Source organism: Terribacillus halophilus, from assembly GCF_900162685.1.
GTDB lineage: Bacteria > Bacillota > Bacilli > Bacillales > Amphibacillaceae > Terribacillus > Terribacillus halophilus_A.
In genome coordinates this window covers 2375103-2398385 of the sequence record NZ_LT727828.1, presented here as the reverse complement: position 1 = coordinate 2398385, position 23283 = coordinate 2375103, and the positions used below count along the sequence as shown (strand labels likewise).

Here is a 23283-nt window from a genome sequence, read left to right as displayed (position 1 = left end):
CCAAAACGGTAAGGAGTTCTTTTATATTTACAAACCGAACGTGCATTCGCACATTGTGCATGCTACTATAGAAATAAAAACGGAGAGGGATGTCTATGCCGCCAAAATTATCGTTTATCCATGCCGCTGATCTGCATCTGGATAGCAAAATGGAAGGATTGACTGCTGCGCACCCTGAGATGAAAACGCGTCTTCAAGAAAGTACATTTGAAGCGTTACAACGACTTGTACAATATGCTATATCGTATAAAGTTGATTTTATCTTATTGGCCGGAGATATTTTTGATTCTAACAGGCAATCGCTGAAGGCGTTGGTTGCATTGCGTGAAGCATGCAAGGAGCTGCGTGCTGCTCAGATAGATGTGTACATGCAATACGGCAATCATGATTATACAGGGAATAAACCGGTGATGATGTATCCGGACAATGTGCATATATTTCAATCAGAGCAAGTAGAAACGTTCATCCATTCGAAAAACAAAGTACCCGCAGCAGCTATTCATGGCTTCAGTTATACAGCCCGCCATGTGAACACGAGGGTCAGCAAACAGTACCAATCTGTGGGAGATAATATGTATCAGATTGGCATGCTGCATGGGAGCATTATGACAGGCGGCCCAGAAGATGTTTATGCACCTTTTACGATAGAGGACTTAAAACAAGCCGATTTTGATTATTGGGCGCTGGGTCATATACATAAACGAGAAATACTGACAGAGCAGCCGCCAATTATTTATCCGGGTAACATCCAAGGTAGACATCGTAAAGAGACAGGCGAGAAAGGCTGTTATTTAGTCGAATTGGAAGGACAGTCCAGCACCCTGACATTTCTTCCTTTACAAGCTATCCGATTTGAAGAAGTAACCTTTTCTGTCAAAGAAGCCTGGGAACTATATGAAGCAGAAGCCAAATTAATGGAAGCGAGTGCCGCATGGGAGGAAATGTACGGACAGGTGGTCTTATATGTACATTTTCATGAAGCTGCCAACCCGCTTGTGAAATGGCAGCAGGAGAATCAGCTGGAGGAGCTGATTGATATGGTCAATGAACAGCAAATGCAGCTTGGCAGGTTAACGGTACTTGCAGGGTTTACAGTGCAGGTTGAATTTGAATTAGATGAAGAGCAGCTCTTGGAACGGGATGACTTTACCGCCGCCTTGTTTTCCTGCTCGTACCAGATGGAGGATATCAAACGCAGCTTGCATGAGCTCATGGCTAATCGTCAGTTCCGAAAAATCAAGCATGCATATACCGAAGAAGAGATGCAGGAGCTGGTAGGAGAAGCAAAACAGCTCCTGCTCCAAACTGTGATGGAGGTAGAATGAACATGCGTATTAGCGGCGGACATATTTATGATTTTGGTAAACTGCATGATTTTACTTTCAACTTCTTAGACCAATCGCTTGTCATCGTGCATGGTGAGAACGAAACAGGAAAATCAACTTTTAAAGCTTTTCTCATTTATATGCTTTTCGGCATGCGTCCACGAGAGCTGCAGCGGTATCTGCCCAGGACAGGTGGGACACCAGGCGGCAGGCTCAAGTTGCTCTTTCCGGAAGGTGAAGTTGTGGTGGAACGCATCCAAGACCGACATAATGGACAAGCAGTTTGTTATACAAAAGCGGACCAAAAAGATCAGCAGTGGCTGGAGCGGCAGCTTGGCGGGCTTGATGCTGCCGTATACAAGCAAGTATTTACGCTGGACACAGAAACACTGTCATCTTTGCAGCTTACAGATAAAGAACAGCTAGGTCGAGTTCTGCTTGAAGCAGGGCAGGCCGGCACAGCCGCGGTTCATAAATTAGAGAAGAAGCTGCTTCAGGATTTACAGCAGCTCTATCGCCCACAAGGCAGAAAACCAGAAATCAATACCATGCTGCGTGCGTTTGCTGAACAGGAACAACATGTACGAGAACTGCACAATAAGGAAGAGTCCTACTTGCCAGACAAAGAAAAACTGCAGGAAACAGCAGCTAGAATTGAGGAACTGCAAAATGAAAAAGCAGACTTGCGCAGACAAATTCCTGTACAAAAACAATATTTGCTAGCTGTTCCTTGGCTAAAGAAAGCCGCTTTTTCAAAAGAGCAATTACGGCAACTAGAACATATAGAAGCCTTTCCGCCAGATGGAATAAAACGTATGCAAGAACTGCAGACCCAATTGCAGCCATTAGAAGCGCAAGAGCATGTAAAGCAGCAAGAAGCGGAACGAATGAACAAAGAATTGCTCTCGATAGAAGAGCAGCAGATTGAAGAAGACGCATATAACCAATTCCAAGAACTGATGATGCGCTCCGACTGGCGAGGACAGTATGCGCGCATAGAAAAACTGCAGGAAACAGCAGCTAATCTGCAGATGGAAGCAAGTACTATGAATCTTCATTATGCATATCCGGAGCGTTTCACCGGTGATATATACAGAACGGATACAAAAGATCAGTGGCGGCTTCTACACGAACAAGTCATGATTCACAACGCAGAACGAGAACGTACAGAGAAAGCGGTCACGGTAAAGCAGCAAGAAATAGACAAAATTAATACTTTTCAAGAACGACTGCAGCAAAACCTTATTCCAGAGAAGGAATATCGGCTGCTGCATGATCAGAGAGACAATAACAAACTACATTCTCCAAATGTAAATGAACTTTTCGCAATAAAACTGCAGGTTATCTTGTCTGTTCTGCTTGCTGGAAGCGGAATAATAATGACTAGCTGGATTTTGGCAGCCAGTGGTATTATTCTTCTTGGTAGTGCATTAGTGCTTTGGCGGCTGGAGAAGAAAAAAGCAAATGTTCAGCCAGAAATATCTTCCTACGTGGAGGAAAAGATAAAAGAGCAGCAGGAGCTGCGGCTCAGGTGGCGTCAGTTGGAGGAACAGCGTCATCCTTTGGAAATACAGCTTGCTGATCTGCAGCAGGAGCAAAAAACGCAGCTTCTCGCGTATGAGGAATTGCATGCCCAAGAAGTGGCACACGTGGAACGATATCCCTTTTTGCAAGATATACCGCTGTCTGACTGGGAAAAAGCAGCGCGAGAATGGGAATTAAAGGAGCAGATGGATCAAGAACAACAAAAAATAAATCAAGAGCTAGAACAACTGCAGCGCGAGCACACATCTGTCGTGGAACAGGCAGGCGCAATCGTCGGATCATCCGAATCATTACCGGCGCGAGAGATTATGAAGGAAGCAGAATATGTATTGGAAAGGCAGCGAAAGCTAAGGCATGGCAAAGAACAGCTGCTAGTTCAAGCAGCAGACATTCGGCATCGAATGGAATCGTTGGCAGTACAACTCAACCCCTTGAGAAAACAAAAAGCAATGCTGCTTGCTGCAGTCGGAGCAGAGAACGACAAGCAGTTTCAGAACTTATCGGAACTTTATCTGAAAAGAAAACAGTTAGATGCAGATTTAGAGCACTATAACATGCAAGCACGGTCAATTCTGCCTGAGGAAGAATTGGCTGCAGAAGAGCCTAGTAGCTTGCAGGAAGAAGCAGAACGAAAGATTGCCGAACTGGAGACAAAGCTGGAGGCTGTCGAAGAAGAGTTAGATACATGTCGAAAGCAAGCGGCTATGCTGGAGGTCAAGCTTGCTTCGATTGAATCAGATGCAGCTGCTTCAAGTGCATATCATGAGCTGCAGTATCAAAAGCAGGAGCTGCTCTCCGCTGGTCGCAAGTGGGTGATAAGGAAACTGGCATATGATATGCTTCTTCAAACAAAAAGAGCATTTCAAGAAGACAGATTTCCGGACGTATTATCGGAAGCTTCTCGTCTTTTCTCGAAAGTGACTACTCATTATGAGCAATTGATATTAACAGAGTCAGGGAGCTTAGTTGTAAAGAACCGTTACGGCAGAGAATTTTCAGTCGAGTCTTTGTCCAATGGAACGGTGGAGCAGCTTTACCTTTGTTTGAGGTTGGCTCTTTCGAGGAAGATAGGAAGAAAACAGACTTTACCATTATTAATTGATGATGCGTTCAGTCACTCGGATCAGAGCAGAAGGGGAATGTTTTACAGCATCCTTCATGAAGAGAAAGATGCACAGCAGTTCATCTTATTCTCATGGGAAGAACCTGCAGCAGAGCTATCCAAGCAAGCAAAAGTGCTTTGCCTGAAAAAAATGCAAGAAACGTATCAGTAAACGTTTTAGCAGTCGCAAAAAAACGTCAATGATGGTAAACTTATAGGATAAAAAATTGTATTATTGTAAGCTGGAGGGACGGGCATTGCCGAGTAATGAAGAGAATTGGGCTAAGTATGAGGAATCGATTGAAAAATTCATACAAGTCATCGCCAAGAATATGAATTTGTACGGAATTACCTCATCTGTTGGCCGTCTATATGGAGCTCTGTATTTTGCAGGTCGTCCAATGACACTGGATGATATGAGAGATGCTTTAGAAATGAGCAAAACGAGCATGTCCACAGGCGTACGTGCATTGGCAGAGATGAAGATGGTGGAGCCTGCTTATAAGAAGGGTATGCGCAAAGATTTATATAAATCAGAGGAAGACTGGTACAAGTCATTTACAGCTCTATTTGGAAATAAATGGGAGAAAACAACACAATCTAACTTGGAAGAAGCAGAAGAGACGATTGAAGAGCTGCATCAGCTGAAGGAATCGACAGATGATGCGGAGCTTCGTCAAAGAATTGAGCAAGATATAGACCGTCTTTTATATGCTTGTGATTATTATACATGGCTTCTGAAGTTTTTACATGTTGTAGAATCAGGAGAGATATTTAAGTACGTTCCAAAGCCGCCAAAGAGATAAGCTATTGGAAAGAAACGTAAACGCCCTTGCTAGTATAGTAAGGGCTGTATTTATGAGGGAGGAGAAAGACATTGAAAAAAGGAATTGGATATTTTCAAGTAGGAGACAAATTTGATAGCTATTTACTAATTAAGCAGGCAGACAAAGCCGTAGCAAGTAATGGGAAAGCTTTCCTTACCTTAATACTCGGAGATGATACAGGTGATATCGAAGCCAAGCTGTGGGATGCTTCGTCTGCTGATGAACAGCGGTATCAAGCAGACCAGGTAATAAAAGTACAAGGTGAAGTGAATGCATTTCGCGGCAGACTGCAGCTAAAAATTCAAGCTATTCGTCTGGCCGAGCCGAACGACGGCGTGCATCCGCATGATTTTGTTAAGCGAGCGCCGCTTTCGAAGGAGCAGCTGTTAGAGGAACTCACTTCTTTTATCTTTGAAATGGAGAACCCGAACTTGCAGCGGATCACACGCTACTTTCTTTCTAATTATCAGGATGACTTGCTGGCTTTCCCAGCAGCGGTTCGCAATCATCATGAATTTGTGTCAGGTTTGGCATTCCACGTTGTGTCGATGCTACGCATTGCGCGGGAGTTAAAAAACCTTTACCCCGAAATCAATAAAGATTTGCTGTATGCAGGAATCATCCTTCACGATATCGGTAAATTGCGGGAATTATCAGGTGCCTCTAATCCATCTTATACGATAGAGGGCAAGCTAATTGGTCACATCTCCATTATGTCAGATGAGATTGCCAATGCTGCTCGAGAGCTAAAAATCGAAGCAGAAGAAGTAATGGTGCTGCAGCATATGATCTTGAGCCACCATGGCAAAGGGGAATGGGGAAGTCCAAAGCCGCCGCTTGTCCGGGAGGCAGAGCTGTTGCATATTATTGACTTAATCGATGCAAAAATGAATACATTGCAGCGGGTGATGGATAAAGTCGCGCCAGGAGATTTCTCTGAGCGTATCTTTTCTATGGAGAACCGCAGTTTCTATAAGCCTGCTTTTGAGCGGGAGTAAATAGAGAGAGTAATAGAATAGAGGGAGAATATGAGATGGAAAGATTGGGATCGTAACCTGAAAATCCGCTTGTTTGGAGAAGCGATGATGCATTTCTTGTTTTGGGCTTATTTTCCATTCATGACGATATTTTTTCAAGACGCGTTCGGGAAAGGACGTGCCGGGATCTTGCTCATGTTTTCGCAAGCCCTTTCTGTGCTGGCTAGCTTAGTAGGAGGATATTGTGCGGATCGTTTCGGCAGGAGAAAGATGATGAGTATTGCAGTAGCTGGTCAATCTATCACTTTTCTGGTGTTTGCATTTGCCAATTCTCCTTGGCTGTCATCATCAGCCCTAACTTTCTTGGCATTTAGCTTTCTTGGTATATGGAGTGCTTTGTATTGGCCGGCATCGCATGCCATGGTGGCAGATGTCGTCAAGGAGAAACACCGAGCTTCCGTATTTGCAGTCTTTTATACAAGTCTTAATATTGCCGTTGTTGTTGGACCGCTAATTGGTACGATATTATTTTATTCTTACCGGTTTCAGATGCTTCTTGCTGGATTTGTACTTACTAGTATTTTATTCGTCATTATGCAAGTGTTCATCAGAGAGACTGTTCCGGAACAGAAGCAAGCAAAGGCGGACCATGGTACCTGGTACAAGGCGGTATGGCGGGAGCTGCAAACTTATCGGCTTATCGCGCAAGACCGAACGTTCCTGCTCTTTATTGTTGCTGGGGTCCTCGTTGCACAGACGTTCATGCAGCTGGATATTCTAATTGCTGTTTATACAAGTGAGGTTATAGACAATCAGACTGTCTTTGCGATTGGTGATTTTAGGATGCAAGTAGATGGAAAGCAAGCATTTTCGCTTATTCTGGCTCTAAATGGCTTATTAGTCGCTTTACTTACCGTATATATAACGAAACTGGTCACAAAATTTCGGATTGCACGTGTCTTCGTTGCATCTAGTATTGCGTATGCAGCCGGTATTTGGTTATATGGTTTGACCGAAAGCTTCTGGATCTTTGTCATTGCGATGGTCCTGTTTACAATGGGAGAACTGATGGTAGTTGGGCTGCAGGAAAGCTTTGTAGCAACATTGGCGTCAGAAGAGAGCCGCGGGCAGTATTTTTCAGCGGCAAGCTTGCGGTTTACACTTGGTAAGCTACTGGCACCTCTAAGCCTAGTATTAGTCAGCTACATTAGTTATCAGCTGACATTTACAATTCTTGCATTATTGGCTTTGCTCAGTGCTTTCGTGTATCAAGCCATGTTTAAACGATATCATAAAGAACAACGAGCCTCTTCCTGACTTTGACATAATTGCTTGTCCTAGTGCATAGATATTAGCCAATAGGACAAGGAGGAATAAACCATGCCAGATATACCGATGTGGGTCATGCTCGTCTTTCTTTGTATGATAGGCAGCGGCTTCATGGCATTCCGAACGCAGCGGCACGATTACCAAACAGAGCAGCAATTCATCGAGCGGGAAGGAAATGTCTATATGGAGCGAATGGAAGAGGAGCGAGCTAAACGGAACACACAAATAAATACACATGAAAAAGACCGAAACGAATGACGTTTCGGTCTTTTGCTTGTATTAGCCAGCTGTTGCAGAAGCAGCTGTCATATTATCAATCAAATCTTCGTACTGTTCGATTTTGATATCGAAGTCAGCATCTTTTAGTAATTTATTGATTTTTTCTTGCTGTTCAGCAGAGTCAACTTTTTGAACTGCAAGTTCTGTCTTGATTTGCTCTTTTTCTTCTTTAAGTGAGCCAACTTCATTTTCTGTATCACGTTTGTCATCCAAACGGATAATATGCCAGCCAAAGCTGCTTTCCACCGGTTCACTGATTTCGCCTTTATCCAATGCGTATGCTGCATTCTCAAAAGCTGCGTCCATTGAGCCGGCGCTAAACCAGTCTAGAGAGCCTTTTGCTTCAACTGTACCAGTATCTGTAGAGTACTCTTCAACGAGTTTATCCCATTCTTCTCCGTCGTCTAGCTTCTTTTTCACTTCTTTTGCAGTATCTTCATCTGCTACAAGTATATGACTCGCATTTAAATCTGTCTTCATATGGTCATAACGAGTTTGGATTTCCTCATCGGTAACTTCCACACCGTCAGCAATAGCCTTTTGCTGAAGCAAGCTTGCTTTCACTTTTTCGCGGAAAGCATCTTCATCACTGTAACCTGCTTGCTGAAGAACAGAATCAAATGAATCACCATATTGATCTTTTAATTTGTCCACTTGTTTGTCAATCTGTTCTTTCTCCACGTCGTATTTATCATCAAGGGCTTTCTCAAGTACCATTGTCTGCAATACTTGTTCGCCGTATTTGCCACTCAATTCTTGATAATAGTCTTCCTTGGAAATGTCCCCAGCTTTTGATTCTACCACTGTCTCACCGGAACCACATGCTGATAGTGCGACAACGCTTGTCGCGAATACTGCAGCGATAGCCAATTTCTTCATGTAAATAAACACTCCTAATCCACTTGAATTTGAATGGCGGCTTGTCCGCCGTTTCCCCATAAGACAATATATCACATATTAGATACGAAAAGGCAACCTATGGGGGCGATTCCACAGTTTTTCCATATGTAAAAACGCTCCTAATGCGGAGCGTTACTTCGTTAATATATCATAACTCTTCTCTGTGCCGGAAATGACACATTTACGCGGTGCCTGCAGCAGGTTGCATAAATAGAAGGCATCCGAGAATGTCATAGCCGCATTAACACTAACAAGGAGCAAAAAATAAATCGGCATCGTACTTGAGAGTACAGCAGCTACAAACAAAGGTATTGTTATTAGTACTGTCGGCATTAATAAAGAAAAGAAAGGAATAAGCCGGCTGGTTTCCGTTCTAACCTTAAAATGAAACATTGGCGAGCACTGGCCAATCCAGTGCAGTTTGTATATACAACTTTTTTTTGTAATCCAAAAAGGTATCAAATGTGAGATGCTATGGATAAAAGGAAGTATATAAATAGATAGCATGCTTAACAATAAATGTGTTTCTTCAATCTTGAAATTAGGATGGATCAGCGTCAGCATCGGATAAAGTATAATGAATGTTAGAATTCCTATGAGAGTGGAGACAAGTAAGATGCGGTGTTTCCCTAGATCTTTCTTGACGTTGACACTTCTCCAGCAGTTCATTGTTCATAGCTCCCTTCGGTCAACTAGAAAATACGGTGAGCCTTCGTCACTTAAGAGATATTAGTACGTTTTAACGGGAAAATCAATAGCTTTCTTAGAAAATTTACTTTAAAATAAAAGGACAAGTTACGATCGTACAATTCGGTCAGTTTTAAAGACAAAGGAAGCGTTTTTATGGAGGAAGAAAAAAAGAGTACGCTGTCTTTTCATTTGCAGTTAATTGCAGAGACGGGTGTGTTAGACAAATATCCTTTTCGGAAGCTTCTCATTGAACGCAATGTAAATGAGGAGGAGTATGCTGCTGTCTTAAAATTGTTTCAGCGATTAAACAAATTATTTCTGGAACAAAAAGAGGAAGGCTTACTTGATTACACGTCACTTTTACTTGAATTTGTCGGCATGCTGCCGGAAAAGCTTCATTATTGGGAAGTGCTGCTGGCACTTCGCGAGGAAAAAGAAGATGATACATACAAAAGTCTGGTAGATGAACTGATCTTATTGGACATGAAAAACCGCTATTAGCTTTGGCTAATAGCGGTTATTTTTTTGAGTATACCAGCTGCTTGTTCGTGAAATTGTAAGCTGGCAGATAGTTTCTCCTGCATCTGCAGCCGTTGCGGATTATTTTTCGGTATTGCCTGCTTGAATTGCTCCATCACTTCCACTTGCCGCGTGGTCTGCGTATGCCACTGTTTTACTTGAAGCGTCATCAATTTCTTGTATACTGAATTGGCGCTAGTATAATAGTCCTTCCTTTCACCTTTTACCCACACTCGTTCAACAAGTCCTAAGTGAGATAAATTGCGGATAGCTATATTGACAGCAGTTTTGCTTTTTCCAATTAAATTAGCCATTTGATCTAATGTCTGCGAAGAGTTTTCTACATATAAAACGGCAAGCAGCCGTGCTTCTGTAGGTGACAAACGGAACAGTTCTCCGGTCCGCGTTAATTCCATGATGAGAGAATCGTACAATGAGTTTTGCGCTTTCATTTATCAGAGTCCCCCCCTTTGTTTCTTTATATATGTAATCCGTAGGTAAAGCTTACATGAAACTTTTGCAGAAAGGAAATATCTCTTAATAAAGCATTATAGAGTAAATCAAAGGAATTCAAAGCAAACATTCCGTTTAGTGCGTACAGTATATTCTGTACGTACTAAATGTTCAGTAATGACATTTCATCACGTTTGATTTGTTTTTAGTTTATGTTTAGAATTAATAGAGTCGAAACATAGTAATGGGTAATTGTTCCTTATTGTTACAGGAACATGACAGAAAACTAATGAAAAAGAGGTGAATACTGTGCCAATCATTCAAGTAAATAATCTCTCTAAAGTGTTTGGAAAGAATACGAAGGCCGCACTTCAGTTGGCTGAGTCTGGAAAAACAAAGGAAGAGATACTAAAAGAAACAGGGAGCACAGTTGGGGTTAATCGCGCTTCATTTGAAGTGGAAGCAGGTGAGATATTTGTCATCATGGGTCTCTCAGGCAGCGGTAAATCCACTTTAGTCCGTTTGATTAACCGATTGATTGAACCAACAACCGGAGATGTCTTCATTGAAGGGGAAAATCTTGCGAAAATGGATAAAAAAGAGCTTCGCCGTGTGCGTCGTGAAAAGCTGAGCATGGTATTCCAGCGTTTCGGGCTGTTCCCGAACAGAACAATCTTGCAAAACGCGGAATATGGACTGGAAGTGCAAGGCGTAGATAAGCAAGAAAGAGCGGAGAAAGCAAAGAAATCCTTGGAGCTAGTTGGCTTGGGCGGTTATCTGGAACAGTATCCAGGACAGCTATCCGGAGGAATGCAGCAGCGTGTTGGTCTTGCACGAGCACTTGCGAATGATCCAGAGGTCTTACTTATGGATGAAGCATTTTCTGCATTAGATCCGCTTATCCGCAAAGATATGCAGGATGAATTACTTGATCTTCAAGAATCAATGAAAAAGACCATTCTGTTTATCACGCATGATTTAGATGAAGCACTTCGAATCGGAGATCGCATTGCTTTAATGAAAGACGGTAATATTGTGCAGATCGGAACACCAGAAGAAATTCTCATGAATCCAGCTAACAGCTACGTTGAGAAATTTGTTGAGGATGTAGATCGTGCGAAAGTACTGACTGCTCATCAGATTATGAAACGTCCAGAAACAATTAATATCGATAAGCATGGTCCGCGTGTTGCGTTAGAACGGATGCGAGAAGCTGGATTGTCCAGTATTTTTGTTGTCGATAGCAAACGGACGCTGCAGGGAATAATTACGGCAGATGCAGCGAATGAAGCTCGTAAAAATGAAGTGACGAACTTATCGGAAATTATTCAGCGTGAAGTACCGACAGTAGAGAAAGATACACAGCTGCATGATTTGTTTGCTGTTATCCATGATTCGCCAGTTCCTCTCGCAGTAACGGAGAATGGCAAGCTATTAGGAATTATCGTCAGAGGTGCAGTTATCGGAGCACTTGCTGGTGAGGGTGAGGTGAACGTGAATGCTTAATTTTATGGAGAACGTCAAATCGCTGCCAGTAGCTGAATGGATAAGTGATTTTGTTGATTTATTAACGGATACATTTTCTTTTTTGTTTGACCCAATAAAAGATGGTTTAGGGAATTTCATGGATATGGTAACGCAAGGCCTGGATGCAATTCCTCCTGTCATTTTTATCTTGGTAATCGCTATATTAGCCTTCTTTATGACAGGGAAAAAGTTTGGTTTGGCGATATTCAGTATTGTCGGGCTGCTTTTCATATGGAATCAAGAGTTATGGAGCGAATTGATGGACACATTTACACTCGTGTTAACAGCTAGTATTTTATGTGTCATCATTGGTATCCCAATTGGTATCTTAATGTCTAAGAGCAAGATTGCTGAAGCTATTATTACGCCAATACTTGATTTTATGCAGACAATGCCTGCATTTGTTTATCTAATTCCAGCTGTTGCATTCTTCAGTATTGGTGTGGTGCCTGGTATATTTGCATCATTGATTTTCGCTACACCGCCAACAGTTCGTTTTACAAACCTTGGTATACGCCAAGTATCCGATGAATTAGTAGAGGCTGCTGATGCGTTTGGTTCAACCGGGCCGCAAAAACTGTTTAAAGTTGAATTGCCGATGGCGAAGTATACAATTATGGCTGGTATTAACCAGACAGTCATGCTGGCACTATCAATGGTTGTTATCGCATCCATGATCGGTGCGCCTGGACTTGGCCGCGAAGTGTTGTCATCTCTGCAACGCGCGCAAGTAGGGCCGGGATTTGTTGCTGGACTAAGTATTGTTGTGCTTGCAATCATCATCGACCGCTTTACGCAGAATGTTTATAAAGACAAATCTAAATAAGTAGAAATGCCTGTTACAGGCTTTCAATAAACGTAAGAAAAGGGGAGTTTAATTATATGAAGAAATGGAAAACATTAGGTGTATCTGCAGGGTTAGCTTTGACATTGGTAGCAGCAGGGTGCGGAAATGACGATTCTGCTTCTGGCAGCTTTAGTGAACAAGTTGATTATACGGTTACAGGTATTGAAGCTGGTGCCGGCGTAATGAAAGCGACAGAAAAAGCAATTGAAGATTATGATTCGCTAGAAGGCTGGACATTGCAGCCATCTTCCAGCGGTGCTATGGCGACAGAGCTAGGCAACGCTATTGAAGACGAAGAACCAATCATTATCACAGGCTGGACACCACATTGGATGTTCAGTAAATATGATCTGAAATATTTGGAAGATCCAAAAGGTTCTTTCGGTGAAGAAGAAACAATCAATACAATGACACGTCTTGGTTTTGCAGACGATATGCCTGATGCTAACAAAGTGCTAGATCAGTTTAACTGGACAACCGAAGATATGGGAGAAGTAATGCTGGAAGTTAGCGATGGTACAGATCCAGCTGAAGCAGCTCGCAACTGGGTAGACAACAACTCTGACAAAGTGGCTGAGTGGACAGAAGGCGTAGAGGAAGGCAGCGGAGATGTAAGCCTTGCATACGTAGAATGGGACTCTGAGGTAGCTTCTACGAACGTTATGAAAGTGGTACTTGATGACCTAGGTTTCAATACAACAATTACGCCAATTGATAACGCTGTTATGTGGCAGTCTGTTGCACAAGGTGAAGCAGACGCAATGGTAGCAGCTTGGCTTCCAACAACGCATGGTGACTTGTATGACCAATACAAAGACCAAGTTGTTGACTTGGGACCAAACTTGGAAGGTGCAAAAACAGGGCTTGTCGTACCTGACTATGTAGATGCAGATTCCATTGAGGATCTTGAAGCAAAATAATAGAATAACTGGAGAAACCTCTTCCATGCGGGAGAGGTTTTTTATTTTGTAAAACCGTCTGGGACAGACAGAACAAGATTAACACATTTTATGAGCAACGATTAATTCATCGATACTTTTTTAATGCAGTCCTTTCACGTTTGCTGCCTCTCCAACTCTTGCTGTTACCGTTGGACAAGAATAGCTTTTGAACCGATAAGAAAATTGCTTCTTATTTTCGAGGAGCCTTCGTATTCTGGCTACACGATGAAGTCTTCTCATAGCACAAATCAGTGGAGTGTATTTTCGAAGCACTGCTCTTACGTTAGTTACCAATAAAAAAAACACTCTCCTTCACGGAGAGCATTTTTTTTACTGATCATTTTTTTGGTTTGCTTTTTCTTCCAGATCTTTCAAGCTTTTCTCGATTTGAGTTAAGCTTTTCTGGATATTTTTTTGATGTGGTTCAACTGTTCGTTTCCAGCTGTCGATGGAGTTTTTTACATCAGTTGATAGTTCCTTGAACATCACAGAGCCTTCTTTAGAAGTTTTGGCAATCTGTTCTTTCAGCTGCATTCCTTCATTTTTAAGATTATTGAATGTAACCTTCCATTCGTCGCTGCGCTGTTTCGCATCTGAACGCAGATCCTTCCCAGAGGATGGTGCTGTCAGCAGTGTGATTGCGGCGCTGACTGTACTCCCAACGAGTATACCTAAAGCGATTGATTTGCTACTAGCCATCATCTCACTCCTTCCTACTTCATTATACTATGTTCTCTTCTTATGTAGCAGTGAAACCTCATCGTACGAGCTTATTAAATCTTGCTGCTGATTACTTCTGCTAATTCGCCAAGATGGTCGCTGGCAATATTATCATGCTGCTCGAAGGTAGCGTGAAAACCATCATCTTTACCGTATCGAGGAATAAGATGTACATGCAGATGGAACACGGTCTGACCTGCTGCAGCTTCCGTGTTGCTAAGTATGTTCATACCTGCAGGCTGGAATGCCTCTTTAATGGCATTTGCTATTCTTGGTACACGTGCAAACACTTCCTGAGCCAGTTCTGGCGATGTTTCGTATATATTCTTCGTATGTGTCTTAGGAATAATGAGGGTATGGCCTTTTGTTACTTGGCCGATATCCATAAAAGCAAGAACTTCATCATCTTCATACACTTTTGCAGATGGCAGTTCACCTGCGGCAATTTTACAAAAAATACAATCCTTTTCGTGCATACGATCACTCCTTTGGCATGTATACATATTGTATAAAGGAATGGACATGCTTGTAAAGTAAGTCGAATAAAAATAGGCAGACCTCCCGTAACGGCCGGAATATTGGAATTCTTCGCGTTTTGGGAGTGTCTGCCTCGGAAGCAAGGTGCCAAGAGGAAAGAACCATTTCGAACTGTACAGCGGCTTACGTAGTTAGCGCCAGTACACTTTCAGCTTGCTTACGATTGTAAATCAGCTTACTTTCGGACGTAGCGGTCTGTATCTCCTACCAACACCTCATCTCATTAAATGGGTCCTGCTTTGGAAACCCTCTTGGCAACTTCTTTGCTTCAAGAATAGTATGTGCACGCTGACGAAAGTTATAACCGTTTTATTTTGGCAAATACGGCTCGCTTTGGTAAACTTTTAGCAGTAGAGTGTGGAGAAAGGGGAAAGGGCCCATGCAGCCTTTATTACATATTGATGCACTAACCGGTGGGTATACACATAAGAATGTGTTGAAAGACGTGTCGTTTCACGTCAATGCGGGCGAGATTGTCGGACTAATCGGCTTAAATGGAGCAGGTAAAAGCACGACCATAAAACATATTATTGGCTTGATGCAGCCAAAGGGAGGCAGCATTCGGATAAACGGAAGTAATTTTGCTGAATCACCAGAAACATACCGAAGTAATTTTTCCTATATACCGGAGATGCCGGTACTTTACGATGAGTTGACACTATATGATCATTTGCGGCTGACTGCTCAAGCATATAATGTATCTAAAGAAGATTTTGATAAACGGCTGCCGCCTTTGTTGAAAGAATTCCGACTGGAGAAGAAGCTTAAGATGTTTCCTGTTCATTTTTCAAAAGGAATGCGCCAAAAAGTAATGATAATGTGTACGTTCCTTGTTGAACCGGATCTTTATATTGTGGATGAACCATTCGTTGGTCTGGATCCGCTTGGTATTCAATCGTATTTACAGCTAATGAATCAAGCGAAGGAGAATGGAGCAGGTGTGTTAATGTCCACGCATATTCTTGCCACTGCGGAGCGCTATTGCGACCGAATTGTTATTTTGCATGATGGGAAGCTGCGCGCGGCTGGTACGATGGACGAGCTTCGTCATGAATTTCATATGCCAAACGCTACACTGGACGATTTGTATGTACAGCTGACAAAGGAAGAAGACAGCCATGTTTAATGCGGACATCTTTTTCAAACAGCGGCTTTCAGACCATATGAAGGAACTGAACCGCTATCTGCGCTATATTTTCAATCAGCATTTAGCTATTGCCATGCTTTTCATCATTTCTGGACTGGCGTATTACTACCAGCAATGGCTGGAGACATTGTCTAAAGATTTTCCTGCGGCACTGCTAATTGGTACAGTGTTCGGCTTGCTTGTCAGCTATAGTCCAGTGCGAACACTGCTAAAGGAAGCAGATTTAATTTTCTTGCTTCCGCTCGAACCAAGAATGCATCGTTATTTTAGATTAACGATTGGGTATAGTTTCTTTACGCAGCTTTATTTGCTGCTTTTAGCTGCTGCGGCACTTGCGCCTTTGTTTTTTGCAGCAAATTTGGGGGAGGATTTCACTTCCTATTTGCTTATTTTTGTTGTTATGCTGATCTTTAAGCTTTGGAATTTGTATATGAATTGGTGGATGCTGAAGATACGCAATGTGAATCACAGAAGACTAGAACAAACACTCCGGGTTATTCTCAATGTGGGCAGCTTTTGGCTGCTCGTACGCGGTGATTTGTTAGCAGCAGGTGTTTTGACTGTTTTATTTGTGGCTTTGCTGTTTACAAACTACAGCTTAAGCTGTAAGCAGGGTGGTTTGGCATGGGATTTGCTCATTGAGAAGGATCAAGCCCGCATGCAGGCGTTTTACCGCATCGCAAATCAGTTTGCCGATGTGCCGCATTTGAAAACGAAAGTACATAAGCGGCAAGCAATAGTTAATCTGTTTATAAGAAGGGTTCCATTTGATCAACGGCATACGTATGATTATTTATTCCGCGTTACCTTTGTAAGAGGCGGGGACTATTTCGGTCTCTTTCTGCGGCTGACAATACTTGCTGGCGTGATCATTTACTTTATACCAAATCTTTGGGTTCAGCTGGCATTTGCGATTCTGTTCCTATATTTAACAGGTTTTCAGCTTGTCGGTATGTGGAAACATCATCGGACAATCGCATGGATGGATCTTTACCCCGTACAAGATGATTCACGTAAGCATGCGCTTTTATCTCTTTTGCAGATATTGGGAATTATGCAAGCAGTACTATTGAGCCTTGTCTTCTTGCTGCATGCAGATATTATTGGCTTTGGCTTAGCGTTAGCTGCCGGGATCGCCTTCGCTATTGGATTTGTGCGTTTATACGTATCAAAACGTTTAAAATAGGAGGGATGGAAGATGCAGGACGATCATTACAAAGAAAGAAAACGGAAGGAAGCATTGTTCTATTACAACTCTCTGCAGCGCCGTGGCGGCAGGTTTCAGCGCATGTCAAAAGGGACGCAGGATATCATTACAGATAGAATTCCTAAGGCTGTTCACACCACGATTACGACAGCCGTCCGGCAAATGATCGAGCTGAGCCTGACGTCTTCTAAATATATTCTTCCTATAAACGTGGAGGAAAGCTGGAGTTTTGAAGAAAGAGAAAAAGAAGTGAGAAAAGTAATTAATCGATATAAAACGACTGCAAGAATTGAAGGAGCAGGCACAGGTGCCGGCGGCGTGATTTTGGGGATGGCGGATTTCCCCCTGTTGCTGAGCATTAAAATGAAATGTCTTTTTGATATAGGTAGGATTTACGGATTTGATGTTACGGCATTCAGTGAACGCGTGTTTCTATTGCAGGTTTTCAGCGCTACTTTTTCCAGCGGAAATACAAGAGTACAACTTTGGGAAGAGATTCGTAATTGGAATCAAGTAACTGGGGCAATTGATGATGTGAATTGGCGGGTTCTGCAGCAGGAATATCGTGATCATATTGACTTGGTAAAAATGATGCAGCTCTTGCCAGGTGTCGGTGCTTTTGTTGGTGCCATTATCAATGGTAAATTTCTTGAACAATTGGGAACAGCAGCGATGCATGCATATCGAATCCGCATGTTAACTTAAAAAAGATCAGCGTGAAAGCCTCACGCTGATCTTTTTTTATTGATACGCAATATAGGTGCTAAGCAGTGTTTTTGCTGCAACAGTCATCGCGCGTTCATCAAAATCGAACTTCGGATGATGGTGCGGATAATAATGATCTTCTTTCATGGCGCCAGTAAAGAAGAACGCTCCAGGCTTGTTCTGCAAGTAATAAGCAAAATCTTCTCCTGTCATTGTCGGCAGCACGCTATTTGCATGCTTTACTTCTGTTACTTGCTCAGCAGCTTTCAGCACCAGTTGTGCTTCAGCTGGATGGTTGATTACTGGTGGATAACCTTCTATATATTCATACGAGTAGCCGGCATCGTTGGCTGTTGTGATGCCTTGAAGCACCTTCTCAATTTCCGCTTTAATCTGTTTTTGTACAGTGGTATCGAATGTACGTACTGTTCCTGTTAGTTTGGCTGTACCGGCAACCACATTAAACGCAGCACCTGCTTCAAATGTTCCGACTGTTACAACAGCTGTACTTAAAGGATCCAAGCGTCGGCTGACGATTTGCTGAAGGGCAGTTACAACTTGGGAGCCAATTAAAACAGCATCCTTTGTCTGATGCGGTTGAGCGCCATGGCCGCCTTTTCCGATAATTTCGATTTCAAAACGATCTGCACCAGCCATAAACGCTTCATCGGCGGTTTCAATTGTGCCAAGCGGTGTATTAGACCAAAGATGAGTGCCAAAAACAGCATCCACGTCATCAAGGATACCAGTCTCAATTATTGGCTTGGCTCCGCCTGGTGCGTATTCCTCGGCATGCTGATGAACAAACACCAGTGTACCTGGTAATTCGTCCTGCAACGCCTTGGCTGCTTTGGCGATACCGAGCAAGGTTGCGGTATGACCATCATGACCGCAAGCGTGCATCACATTTGCTATAGTCGATTTATACGATACATCATTTTCTTCTTGTATTGGCAGGGCATCAAAATCAGCTCGCAAGGCAATTTTCTTGCCGGGCTTTCCGCCTTGCAATGTGGCAACGACTCCGTTTCCTCCAACGTTCTTTTGGTAAGGAATGCCGAGTTCTTCATATGTATTGGCAATATATGCCGCTGTCTTCTCTTCTTTAAAGGACAGTTCTGGATGCTGGTGCAGGTATCTTCTTGTAGCAACCATATCTTCATAGAATTCATCAATTTTAGTAAATAACTTCGTTAGCATACGAAACCCGCCTCCTAATATGAAATAAGTCCAGTATAGCATAACTCTACACTCTAATAATTACTTTATTCAGAAAACAAGATGTGAGAGGATCTAGAAAGTAGTCTGCCTATAACACTTAATAGGGGAGACTGATTGGAAACACTGCTCTGTATCCCATTTTATTGTAATAAAAAGTCCAAACCACCTTTAATGAAGAGGATGGTTTGGACGATGGCTAAAACACGGATGTTTCAGCTTTTCTATTGTTTAGGATAAACGAGAGTCACTTAAGAGGCGATTCAGCTCGTCACGGTGATTTGTTTCATCGGAGATAAGATCCTCCAACTTAATAACAAGCTCGGTCATGTTCAAATCTTCAGCTTGCTGCTTACGCTTTTCGTAACGTTCTATTGTAGCTTGTTCTGCGTCACGTGCTTCCGTAAGCATTTTTGTTACATCTGTATGATACGGTACTTCTGCTGGAGAAGTAGTAGGCGTGCCGCCAAGTGTTACAATCTTGTCCGCCAAATACTTCGCATGCCCGATTTCATCTGTGATTTCATCCTCGAAGAATGGTTTCAAAACGGTGCGGTATAAGCCGGAAACAGCTGCGCCGTATGTTGTATACATGATGGAAGCGGCATATTCATTCGCTAAGTCTACGTTCAAGCCATCAATCAGTTCCTGTAATTGAGAGTCATCTTTGATTTTTCTAATATTGTCTGCCATGTTTATCATCCTTTCTGATTGGCTATCTAATCATGTATATTCCCCTTTGATTTGTTTTCTAAACAATACGCATAGTACAATGCTGGATGAGGTGAAATAATGGAACTTCCACACAAAAAAAGATATATATTGCTATTTACTATCTCCATCATACTGGCATTCCTATTAATGATGGATGTCAGATTGCACCCCGTACCTTTACTTGACCAATGGACATCTTCGTATCCTGCAACTTTGGAAGGGACATTTTGGTATGACTTATTCCGCTGGATTACAGAGCTTGGCTCCAGTACGGTTTTAAGTGTGTTGGCATTTGTATTCGGTCTGTTTTTAGCGATCAAAAGAAAGGATCTAATCGGAGCAGGGATTGTGTTTACAGCAACAGCTCTCGGTTATCAATTCAATTTTCTTATTAAGAAAATGGTACAAAGAGAACGACCTACTATATTGGCATTCGTTGACGGAGAAGGGTTTAGTTTTCCTTCTGGTCACTCGATGGTATCTTTCATTACATACGGTATCATCGTCTATTTTCTTTGGAAGTATCTAAAGCAAAGGCTGCGCTTTACCATCACTGTCGTGGCTGGTTTTCTTGTTTTATTAATCGGCTTGAGCCGCTATGTTCTGCGTGTTCATTACGTAACAGATATTTTGGGCGGCTATTCGTTTGGATTAATCTTTCTGATTATCTGGATTCTGCTTTATAAGTGGCTTCAGTATAAATTTGGAAGAGAGAAAGTGCGCTCTTATTGATTTGAAATATAGAAAACGGCCTATATGCATATTGTCGCATATAGGCCGTTTTTTAATGAAGTACTTATTTGCTCATGCTTCGTGGTCGATATGATAAGTAGTAACATAAGCAGGTCCGCCGCTAAATGGTGGTTTTTTTGGCTGGTCAACATCTTTTTTATGTGCATGCTGGAAGGCTTCTGATTGTTTCCAGTCTTCAAAGTGCTGCATTGATTCCCAAGCTGTTAACACAAGATATGTATTGCCAGATTGCGGTCTTAGGACACGGAGTGCATGAAAACCTGGGGTCTGGTCAATTTTACCTGCTCGGCGCTTGAACATATCTTCAAATAGTGGTCTTCCTTCATCCGTTACTGGGATATTATTAATTGCAATATATCCTTTATCAGGAAGCTCTCCTGTTCCAATTACTTGTTCATACGCGCGTGGGGAAGTAAAGCTTGCAGCATTAGGCTCCTCTGTGTAAGCAAGTGCGCCTTCAGCACCTTCTAGCACCCAAACCTTAGCTGTTTCCTGTGCTTTTAGCTTACGAAGAAAATCAGTTGTACCATTGGTGAAATATGCGACCATTCTATTCATCCTCCCGGTAGTATGTTAGAGTCAGTTTAGCAATTGTTCCCATTCAAAAGCAAGCAGTGTCCTGCCTTTGTAAGGAATAATGGGTAAATGGCATAAATTGTCGTATAATAAAGCTATACAATGACATGGGGATACGTAAGAGGTGAAAGAAACATAATGAAACGATCAGAACATAAATTGCGAATGCGTATGCGCCGGAAGACGTTTTATCTTTTCGGAGCAGGTATCGTGCTCGCACTCGTGACCGCTGCCTATATCCTGCTCTTTTTCGGGGGAAGACTCGTTATTGATAAAGAAGATTTAACGTTGAAAGCTGCTTCAACAGTCGAGAATCAAGACGGAGAAGTAATTGCGGAATTTTATGAAGAAAACCGGGAGCCGGTGAAGTTTGATAAGATTTCGGATCATGTGAAAAATGCATTCGTCTCAATTGAAGATGCACGTTTTTACGAACACCACGGGATTGACCTCCGTGCAACTGCCCGAGCATTGTACCGGGATATCATTGCATTAAGCAAAGTAGAAGGCGGAAGTACAATCACACAGCAGACAGCTAAGAATCTATTCTTTAAAAATGACAAGACGTTTACGCGTAAAGCGAAGGAAGCGATGGCTGCTGTCTACTTGGAGCGTCATTACACAAAGAAGCATATTCTTGAATATTATTTGAATGAAATTTATTTTGCGCACGGTCTTTATGGAATTGAGTCAGCAGCTAACTATTATTACAATAAAAGCGCCAGTGATTTGACACTTTCGGAAAGCGCCATGCTGGCAGCTTTGTCAAAGGCACCAAATACTTACTCGCCGAATAATAATCCGGATTTGGCGAAGGAAAGACGAAATTTAGTACTAGAAGAAATGGAAGAACACGGTTATATTACGACTGAAGAGAAGGAAGCTGCCCAAGCAGAAGATCTCGGCGTAACAGAGCCGAAAGAGGAGCAAGAACGTCCATGGATTGAAAGTTATATTGATTTGGTTGCAGAGGAAGCGAAAGAAAAATATGACCTTTCTCTTGAAGAATTGCGTACAGGCGGATATCGGATTGTGGTAAACGTAGATGAAGATATTCAGCGCACAGCGTACAAAACGATGCAGGACGATACGTATTTTAATGGCTCATCAGAAGGTATCCAAGGAGCGTTTGTCATGCTCGACCAAAAGTCAGGTAAAATCGTAGCAGCGGCTGGAGCGCGTAAGTTTGAATATGGTGATTTAAACCGCGTTACGGTACAGCGGCAGCCAGGATCTGTTATGAAGCCTCTAGCTGTTTATGGACCAGCGTTGGAAACAGGGGATTATAATCCGTACAGCGAACTGCCGGATGAGAAGAAGTCGTATGATGGCGGTAAGTACAAAGTATCCAATTATAACGATGAGTATGAGGGCGACATTACGATGTACGAAGCACTGCAGGAGTCGAAAAATACGACGGCGGTTTGGCTGCTTGACCAAATTGGTATAAAGACAAGCAAGTCTTATCTGGAAAAAATGCAAATTGAGCTGCCAGAGGACAAAGGCCTTTCTATTGCCTTGGGCGGACTTGAGAAAGGACTAACGCCGCTTCAGATTGCGGAAGGTTTCCGAACGTTTGCACATGAAGGACAATGGATTGAAGCGCAGTCCATTAATGTTATCTATGATCGAAACGGAGAGGCAGCTTACAATGCGGAACCGCAGACTGAACAAGTATTCTCGGAACAAACTGCATGGGATATGACACGTATGCTGCAAGGTGTCATTACAGGCGGAACTGGAACTGCTGGCACTTATTACGGTGCCTTGGCTGGGAAAACAGGGACCACACAGCATCCTTTAGTAGAGGGTAAGGATAAGGATGCCTGGTTTGCCGGTTACACGCCGGAATTCGTGGCGGTCAGCTGGATGGGCTATGATAATTCTTCAGAAGACAACTACCTTGAAAGCGGCAGCTCAAAACCGACTGCACTGACAAAATCGATTTTGCGCCAAGTATCACAGTATCGGACGATATCATCTAGTTTCGAAAAACCGGAAAATGCCGAGGATATTGGCGGACCGGTCGAGCTGCCGACGATAACGGATGCTTCCATCGACTATGGTTTTGGAGGTCTGCGTATCGTTAATGCTGATCTGACATGGACGGCAAGTGATGATAAACGAATTGTGTATCATGTCTACAAAGAAACCGATGACGGCGCGGAGAAAATAGGGGAAGTACAGGGCAAGGGATCATACACAGTAGATAAAGTCAGCTTGCTGAAAGATACTTCTTATTATGTAGTGCCTTTCAATCCGCTGACAGATGAAAGCGGCACAGAATCCAACCATACTGTCTTGTCTGGATTCGGATTCTGACGAATTTCACGACTCTGACACAATTCTTCAAAAAATAGCTTTTTTTATGAGTCAATCGCTATACAAATGCTCATAAAATTTCGTATAGTTGGAAACGGATAATGAGGAGACAAAGGAGAACGA

Annotated in this window: 23 protein-coding genes; 15 read left to right on the top strand and 8 right to left on the bottom strand. The window is 42.6% G+C overall.

All coding sequences use genetic code 11. The annotated features are described in order from the left end of the window. Window positions 1-95: 95 nt before the first annotated feature. The 6 genes from B1K52_RS16810 to B1K52_RS16785 all read left to right on the top strand — a co-directional run bounded on the left by B1K52_RS16810 (window position 96) and on the right by B1K52_RS16785 (window position 7363). Window positions 96-1325, top strand: a complete 1230-nt coding sequence (locus B1K52_RS16810; protein ID WP_179106594.1) for a metallophosphoesterase family protein — start codon at window positions 96-98, stop codon at window positions 1323-1325. Beyond that, window positions 1322-4144 (top strand): AAA family ATPase, encoded by a 2823-nt coding sequence (locus tag B1K52_RS16805; protein WP_077310329.1) that lies wholly within the window; start codon window positions 1322-1324, stop codon window positions 4142-4144. Before B1K52_RS16810 ends, B1K52_RS16805 begins: the two co-directional genes overlap by 4 nt. An 85-nt stretch (window positions 4145-4229) precedes the next feature. Next, complete coding sequence (locus B1K52_RS16800) at window positions 4230-4778, top strand: GbsR/MarR family transcriptional regulator (RefSeq protein WP_077310328.1); 549 nt, start codon at window positions 4230-4232, stop codon at window positions 4776-4778. Window positions 4779-4849: 71 nt separating this feature from the next. Further along, window positions 4850-5797, top strand: coding sequence for a 3'-5' exoribonuclease YhaM (gene yhaM, locus B1K52_RS16795; protein WP_077310327.1), 948 nt, complete (start codon window positions 4850-4852; stop codon window positions 5795-5797). Between the two features lie 30 nt (window positions 5798-5827). Beyond that, the gene (locus tag B1K52_RS16790; RefSeq protein ID WP_077310326.1) at window positions 5828-7093 is read left to right on the top strand and encodes an MDR family MFS transporter; all 1266 of its coding nucleotides are present in this window, start codon (window positions 5828-5830) and stop codon (window positions 7091-7093) included. Between the two features lie 63 nt (window positions 7094-7156). Next, window positions 7157-7363 (top strand): sporulation YhaL family protein, encoded by a 207-nt coding sequence (locus tag B1K52_RS16785; RefSeq protein ID WP_077310325.1) that lies wholly within the window; start codon window positions 7157-7159, stop codon window positions 7361-7363. 21 nt (window positions 7364-7384) lie between these two features. Here B1K52_RS16785 and B1K52_RS16780 read toward each other — a convergent pair whose 3' ends face one another. Then, window positions 7385-8263: a peptidylprolyl isomerase gene (locus B1K52_RS16780; protein WP_077310324.1), complete on the bottom strand. Its 879-nt coding sequence runs from the start codon at window positions 8261-8263 to the stop codon at window positions 7385-7387. 153 nt (window positions 8264-8416) lie between these two features. Next, the gene (locus B1K52_RS16775) at window positions 8417-8953 is read right to left on the bottom strand and encodes a DUF3267 domain-containing protein (protein ID WP_077310323.1); all 537 of its coding nucleotides are present in this window, start codon (window positions 8951-8953) and stop codon (window positions 8417-8419) included. 174 nt (window positions 8954-9127) lie between these two features. Between B1K52_RS16775 and B1K52_RS16770 the strand changes: the two genes are divergently transcribed. After that, the gene (locus B1K52_RS16770) at window positions 9128-9475 is read left to right on the top strand and encodes a DUF1878 family protein (protein WP_077310322.1); all 348 of its coding nucleotides are present in this window, start codon (window positions 9128-9130) and stop codon (window positions 9473-9475) included. Here the strand turns inward: B1K52_RS16770 and B1K52_RS16765 are convergent. Beyond that, window positions 9472-9945, bottom strand: a complete 474-nt coding sequence (locus tag B1K52_RS16765) for a GbsR/MarR family transcriptional regulator (protein WP_077310321.1) — start codon at window positions 9943-9945, stop codon at window positions 9472-9474. The genes B1K52_RS16770 and B1K52_RS16765 overlap by 4 nt on opposite strands. A 310-nt stretch (window positions 9946-10255) precedes the next feature. Between B1K52_RS16765 and B1K52_RS16760 the strand changes: the two genes are divergently transcribed. Genes B1K52_RS16760 through B1K52_RS16750 form a run of 3 tightly spaced genes read left to right on the top strand, consistent with a single transcriptional unit; the run spans window position 10256 to window position 13240 of the window. After that, window positions 10256-11452: a quaternary amine ABC transporter ATP-binding protein gene (locus tag B1K52_RS16760; RefSeq protein WP_077310320.1), complete on the top strand. Its 1197-nt coding sequence runs from the start codon at window positions 10256-10258 to the stop codon at window positions 11450-11452. Further along, window positions 11445-12299 (top strand): ABC transporter permease, encoded by an 855-nt coding sequence (locus B1K52_RS16755; RefSeq protein ID WP_077310319.1) that lies wholly within the window; start codon window positions 11445-11447, stop codon window positions 12297-12299. The genes B1K52_RS16760 and B1K52_RS16755 overlap by 8 nt, the downstream gene beginning before the upstream one ends. 56 nt (window positions 12300-12355) lie before the next feature. Next, window positions 12356-13240 (top strand): glycine betaine ABC transporter substrate-binding protein, encoded by an 885-nt coding sequence (locus tag B1K52_RS16750; protein WP_077310317.1) that lies wholly within the window; start codon window positions 12356-12358, stop codon window positions 13238-13240. Between the two features lie 351 nt (window positions 13241-13591). On the opposite strand, the gene B1K52_RS16745 is transcribed toward B1K52_RS16750, so the two are convergent. Further along, a complete protein-coding gene (locus tag B1K52_RS16745; RefSeq protein ID WP_077310315.1) occupies window positions 13592-13960 on the bottom strand; it encodes a YtxH domain-containing protein in 369 nt (122 codons plus the stop codon). A 74-nt stretch (window positions 13961-14034) separates the two neighbouring features. Beyond that, on the bottom strand, window positions 14035-14457 hold the full coding sequence (locus B1K52_RS16740) for an HIT family protein (protein ID WP_077310313.1): 423 nt from the start codon (window positions 14455-14457) through the stop codon (window positions 14035-14037). A gap of 440 nt (window positions 14458-14897) precedes the next feature. Here B1K52_RS16740 and B1K52_RS16735 point away from each other — a divergent pair, with 440 nt between their 5' ends. The 3 genes from B1K52_RS16735 to B1K52_RS16725 are packed head-to-tail and all read left to right on the top strand — an operon-like array spanning window position 14898 to window position 17577. After that, window positions 14898-15644 (top strand): ABC transporter ATP-binding protein, encoded by a 747-nt coding sequence (locus B1K52_RS16735; protein WP_077310311.1) that lies wholly within the window; start codon window positions 14898-14900, stop codon window positions 15642-15644. Next, window positions 15637-16851: an ABC transporter permease gene (locus tag B1K52_RS16730; protein ID WP_077310309.1), complete on the top strand. Its 1215-nt coding sequence runs from the start codon at window positions 15637-15639 to the stop codon at window positions 16849-16851. The genes B1K52_RS16735 and B1K52_RS16730 overlap by 8 nt, the downstream gene beginning before the upstream one ends. Before the next feature lie 12 nt (window positions 16852-16863). Next, the gene (locus B1K52_RS16725; RefSeq protein ID WP_077310307.1) at window positions 16864-17577 is read left to right on the top strand and encodes an EcsC family protein; all 714 of its coding nucleotides are present in this window, start codon (window positions 16864-16866) and stop codon (window positions 17575-17577) included. Window positions 17578-17613: 36 nt separating this feature from the next. Here the strand turns inward: B1K52_RS16725 and B1K52_RS16720 are convergent, their stop codons facing one another. Together B1K52_RS16720 and B1K52_RS16715 are read right to left on the bottom strand one after the other, a co-directional pair. After that, a complete protein-coding gene (locus B1K52_RS16720) occupies window positions 17614-18777 on the bottom strand; it encodes a M20 metallopeptidase family protein (RefSeq protein ID WP_077310305.1) in 1164 nt (387 codons plus the stop codon). Between the two features lie 249 nt (window positions 18778-19026). Then, complete coding sequence (locus tag B1K52_RS16715; protein WP_077310303.1) at window positions 19027-19488, bottom strand: ferritin-like domain-containing protein; 462 nt, start codon at window positions 19486-19488, stop codon at window positions 19027-19029. A 99-nt stretch (window positions 19489-19587) separates the two neighbouring features. Here B1K52_RS16715 and B1K52_RS16710 point away from each other — a divergent pair, with 99 nt between their 5' ends. After that, the gene (locus tag B1K52_RS16710; RefSeq protein ID WP_077310302.1) at window positions 19588-20241 is read left to right on the top strand and encodes a phosphatase PAP2 family protein; all 654 of its coding nucleotides are present in this window, start codon (window positions 19588-19590) and stop codon (window positions 20239-20241) included. A gap of 72 nt (window positions 20242-20313) precedes the next feature. Here B1K52_RS16710 and B1K52_RS16705 read toward each other — a convergent pair whose 3' ends face one another. Further along, window positions 20314-20811 carry an antibiotic biosynthesis monooxygenase family protein gene (locus B1K52_RS16705; protein ID WP_077310300.1) on the bottom strand — a complete coding sequence of 166 codons (498 nt, stop codon included), beginning with the start codon at window positions 20809-20811 and terminating at the stop codon, window positions 20314-20316. A gap of 165 nt (window positions 20812-20976) precedes the next feature. Between B1K52_RS16705 and B1K52_RS16700 the strand changes: the two genes are divergently transcribed. Next, complete coding sequence (locus B1K52_RS16700; protein ID WP_077310298.1) at window positions 20977-23160, top strand: transglycosylase domain-containing protein; 2184 nt, start codon at window positions 20977-20979, stop codon at window positions 23158-23160. The last annotated feature ends 123 nt before the right edge of the window (window positions 23161-23283 follow it).

Excerpts from the sequence above, each read along its gene's own strand:
- B1K52_RS16755 (WP_077310319.1), top strand. The coding sequence starts at position 11,445 with ATGCTTAATTTTATGGAGAACGTCAAATCGCTGCCAGTAGCTGAATGG.
- B1K52_RS16740 (WP_077310313.1), bottom strand. The coding sequence starts at position 14,457 with ATGCACGAAAAGGATTGTATTTTTTGTAAAATTGCCGCAGGTGAACTG.
- B1K52_RS16710 (WP_077310302.1), top strand. The coding sequence starts at position 19,588 with ATGGAACTTCCACACAAAAAAAGATATATATTGCTATTTACTATCTCC.
- B1K52_RS16780 (WP_077310324.1), bottom strand. The coding sequence starts at position 8,263 with ATGAAGAAATTGGCTATCGCTGCAGTATTCGCGACAAGCGTTGTCGCA.
- B1K52_RS16725 (WP_077310307.1), top strand. The coding sequence starts at position 16,864 with ATGCAGGACGATCATTACAAAGAAAGAAAACGGAAGGAAGCATTGTTC.
- B1K52_RS16750 (WP_077310317.1), top strand. The coding sequence starts at position 12,356 with ATGAAGAAATGGAAAACATTAGGTGTATCTGCAGGGTTAGCTTTGACA.
- B1K52_RS16715 (WP_077310303.1), bottom strand. The coding sequence starts at position 19,488 with ATGGCAGACAATATTAGAAAAATCAAAGATGACTCTCAATTACAGGAA.
- B1K52_RS16805 (WP_077310329.1), top strand. The coding sequence starts at position 1,322 with ATGAACATGCGTATTAGCGGCGGACATATTTATGATTTTGGTAAACTG.
- B1K52_RS16765 (WP_077310321.1), bottom strand. The coding sequence starts at position 9,945 with ATGAAAGCGCAAAACTCATTGTACGATTCTCTCATCATGGAATTAACG.
- B1K52_RS16810 (WP_179106594.1), top strand. The coding sequence starts at position 96 with ATGCCGCCAAAATTATCGTTTATCCATGCCGCTGATCTGCATCTGGAT.
- B1K52_RS16770 (WP_077310322.1), top strand. The coding sequence starts at position 9,128 with ATGGAGGAAGAAAAAAAGAGTACGCTGTCTTTTCATTTGCAGTTAATT.
- B1K52_RS16745 (WP_077310315.1), bottom strand. The coding sequence starts at position 13,960 with ATGGCTAGTAGCAAATCAATCGCTTTAGGTATACTCGTTGGGAGTACA.
- B1K52_RS16730 (WP_077310309.1), top strand. The coding sequence starts at position 15,637 with ATGTTTAATGCGGACATCTTTTTCAAACAGCGGCTTTCAGACCATATG.
- B1K52_RS16700 (WP_077310298.1), top strand. The coding sequence starts at position 20,977 with ATGAAACGATCAGAACATAAATTGCGAATGCGTATGCGCCGGAAGACG.
- B1K52_RS16790 (WP_077310326.1), top strand. The coding sequence starts at position 5,828 with ATGAGATGGAAAGATTGGGATCGTAACCTGAAAATCCGCTTGTTTGGA.
- B1K52_RS16775 (WP_077310323.1), bottom strand. The coding sequence starts at position 8,953 with ATGAACTGCTGGAGAAGTGTCAACGTCAAGAAAGATCTAGGGAAACAC.
- B1K52_RS16720 (WP_077310305.1), bottom strand. The coding sequence starts at position 18,777 with ATGCTAACGAAGTTATTTACTAAAATTGATGAATTCTATGAAGATATG.
- B1K52_RS16735 (WP_077310311.1), top strand. The coding sequence starts at position 14,898 with ATGCAGCCTTTATTACATATTGATGCACTAACCGGTGGGTATACACAT.
- B1K52_RS16705 (WP_077310300.1), bottom strand. The coding sequence starts at position 20,811 with ATGGTCGCATATTTCACCAATGGTACAACTGATTTTCTTCGTAAGCTA.
- B1K52_RS16785 (WP_077310325.1), top strand. The coding sequence starts at position 7,157 with ATGCCAGATATACCGATGTGGGTCATGCTCGTCTTTCTTTGTATGATA.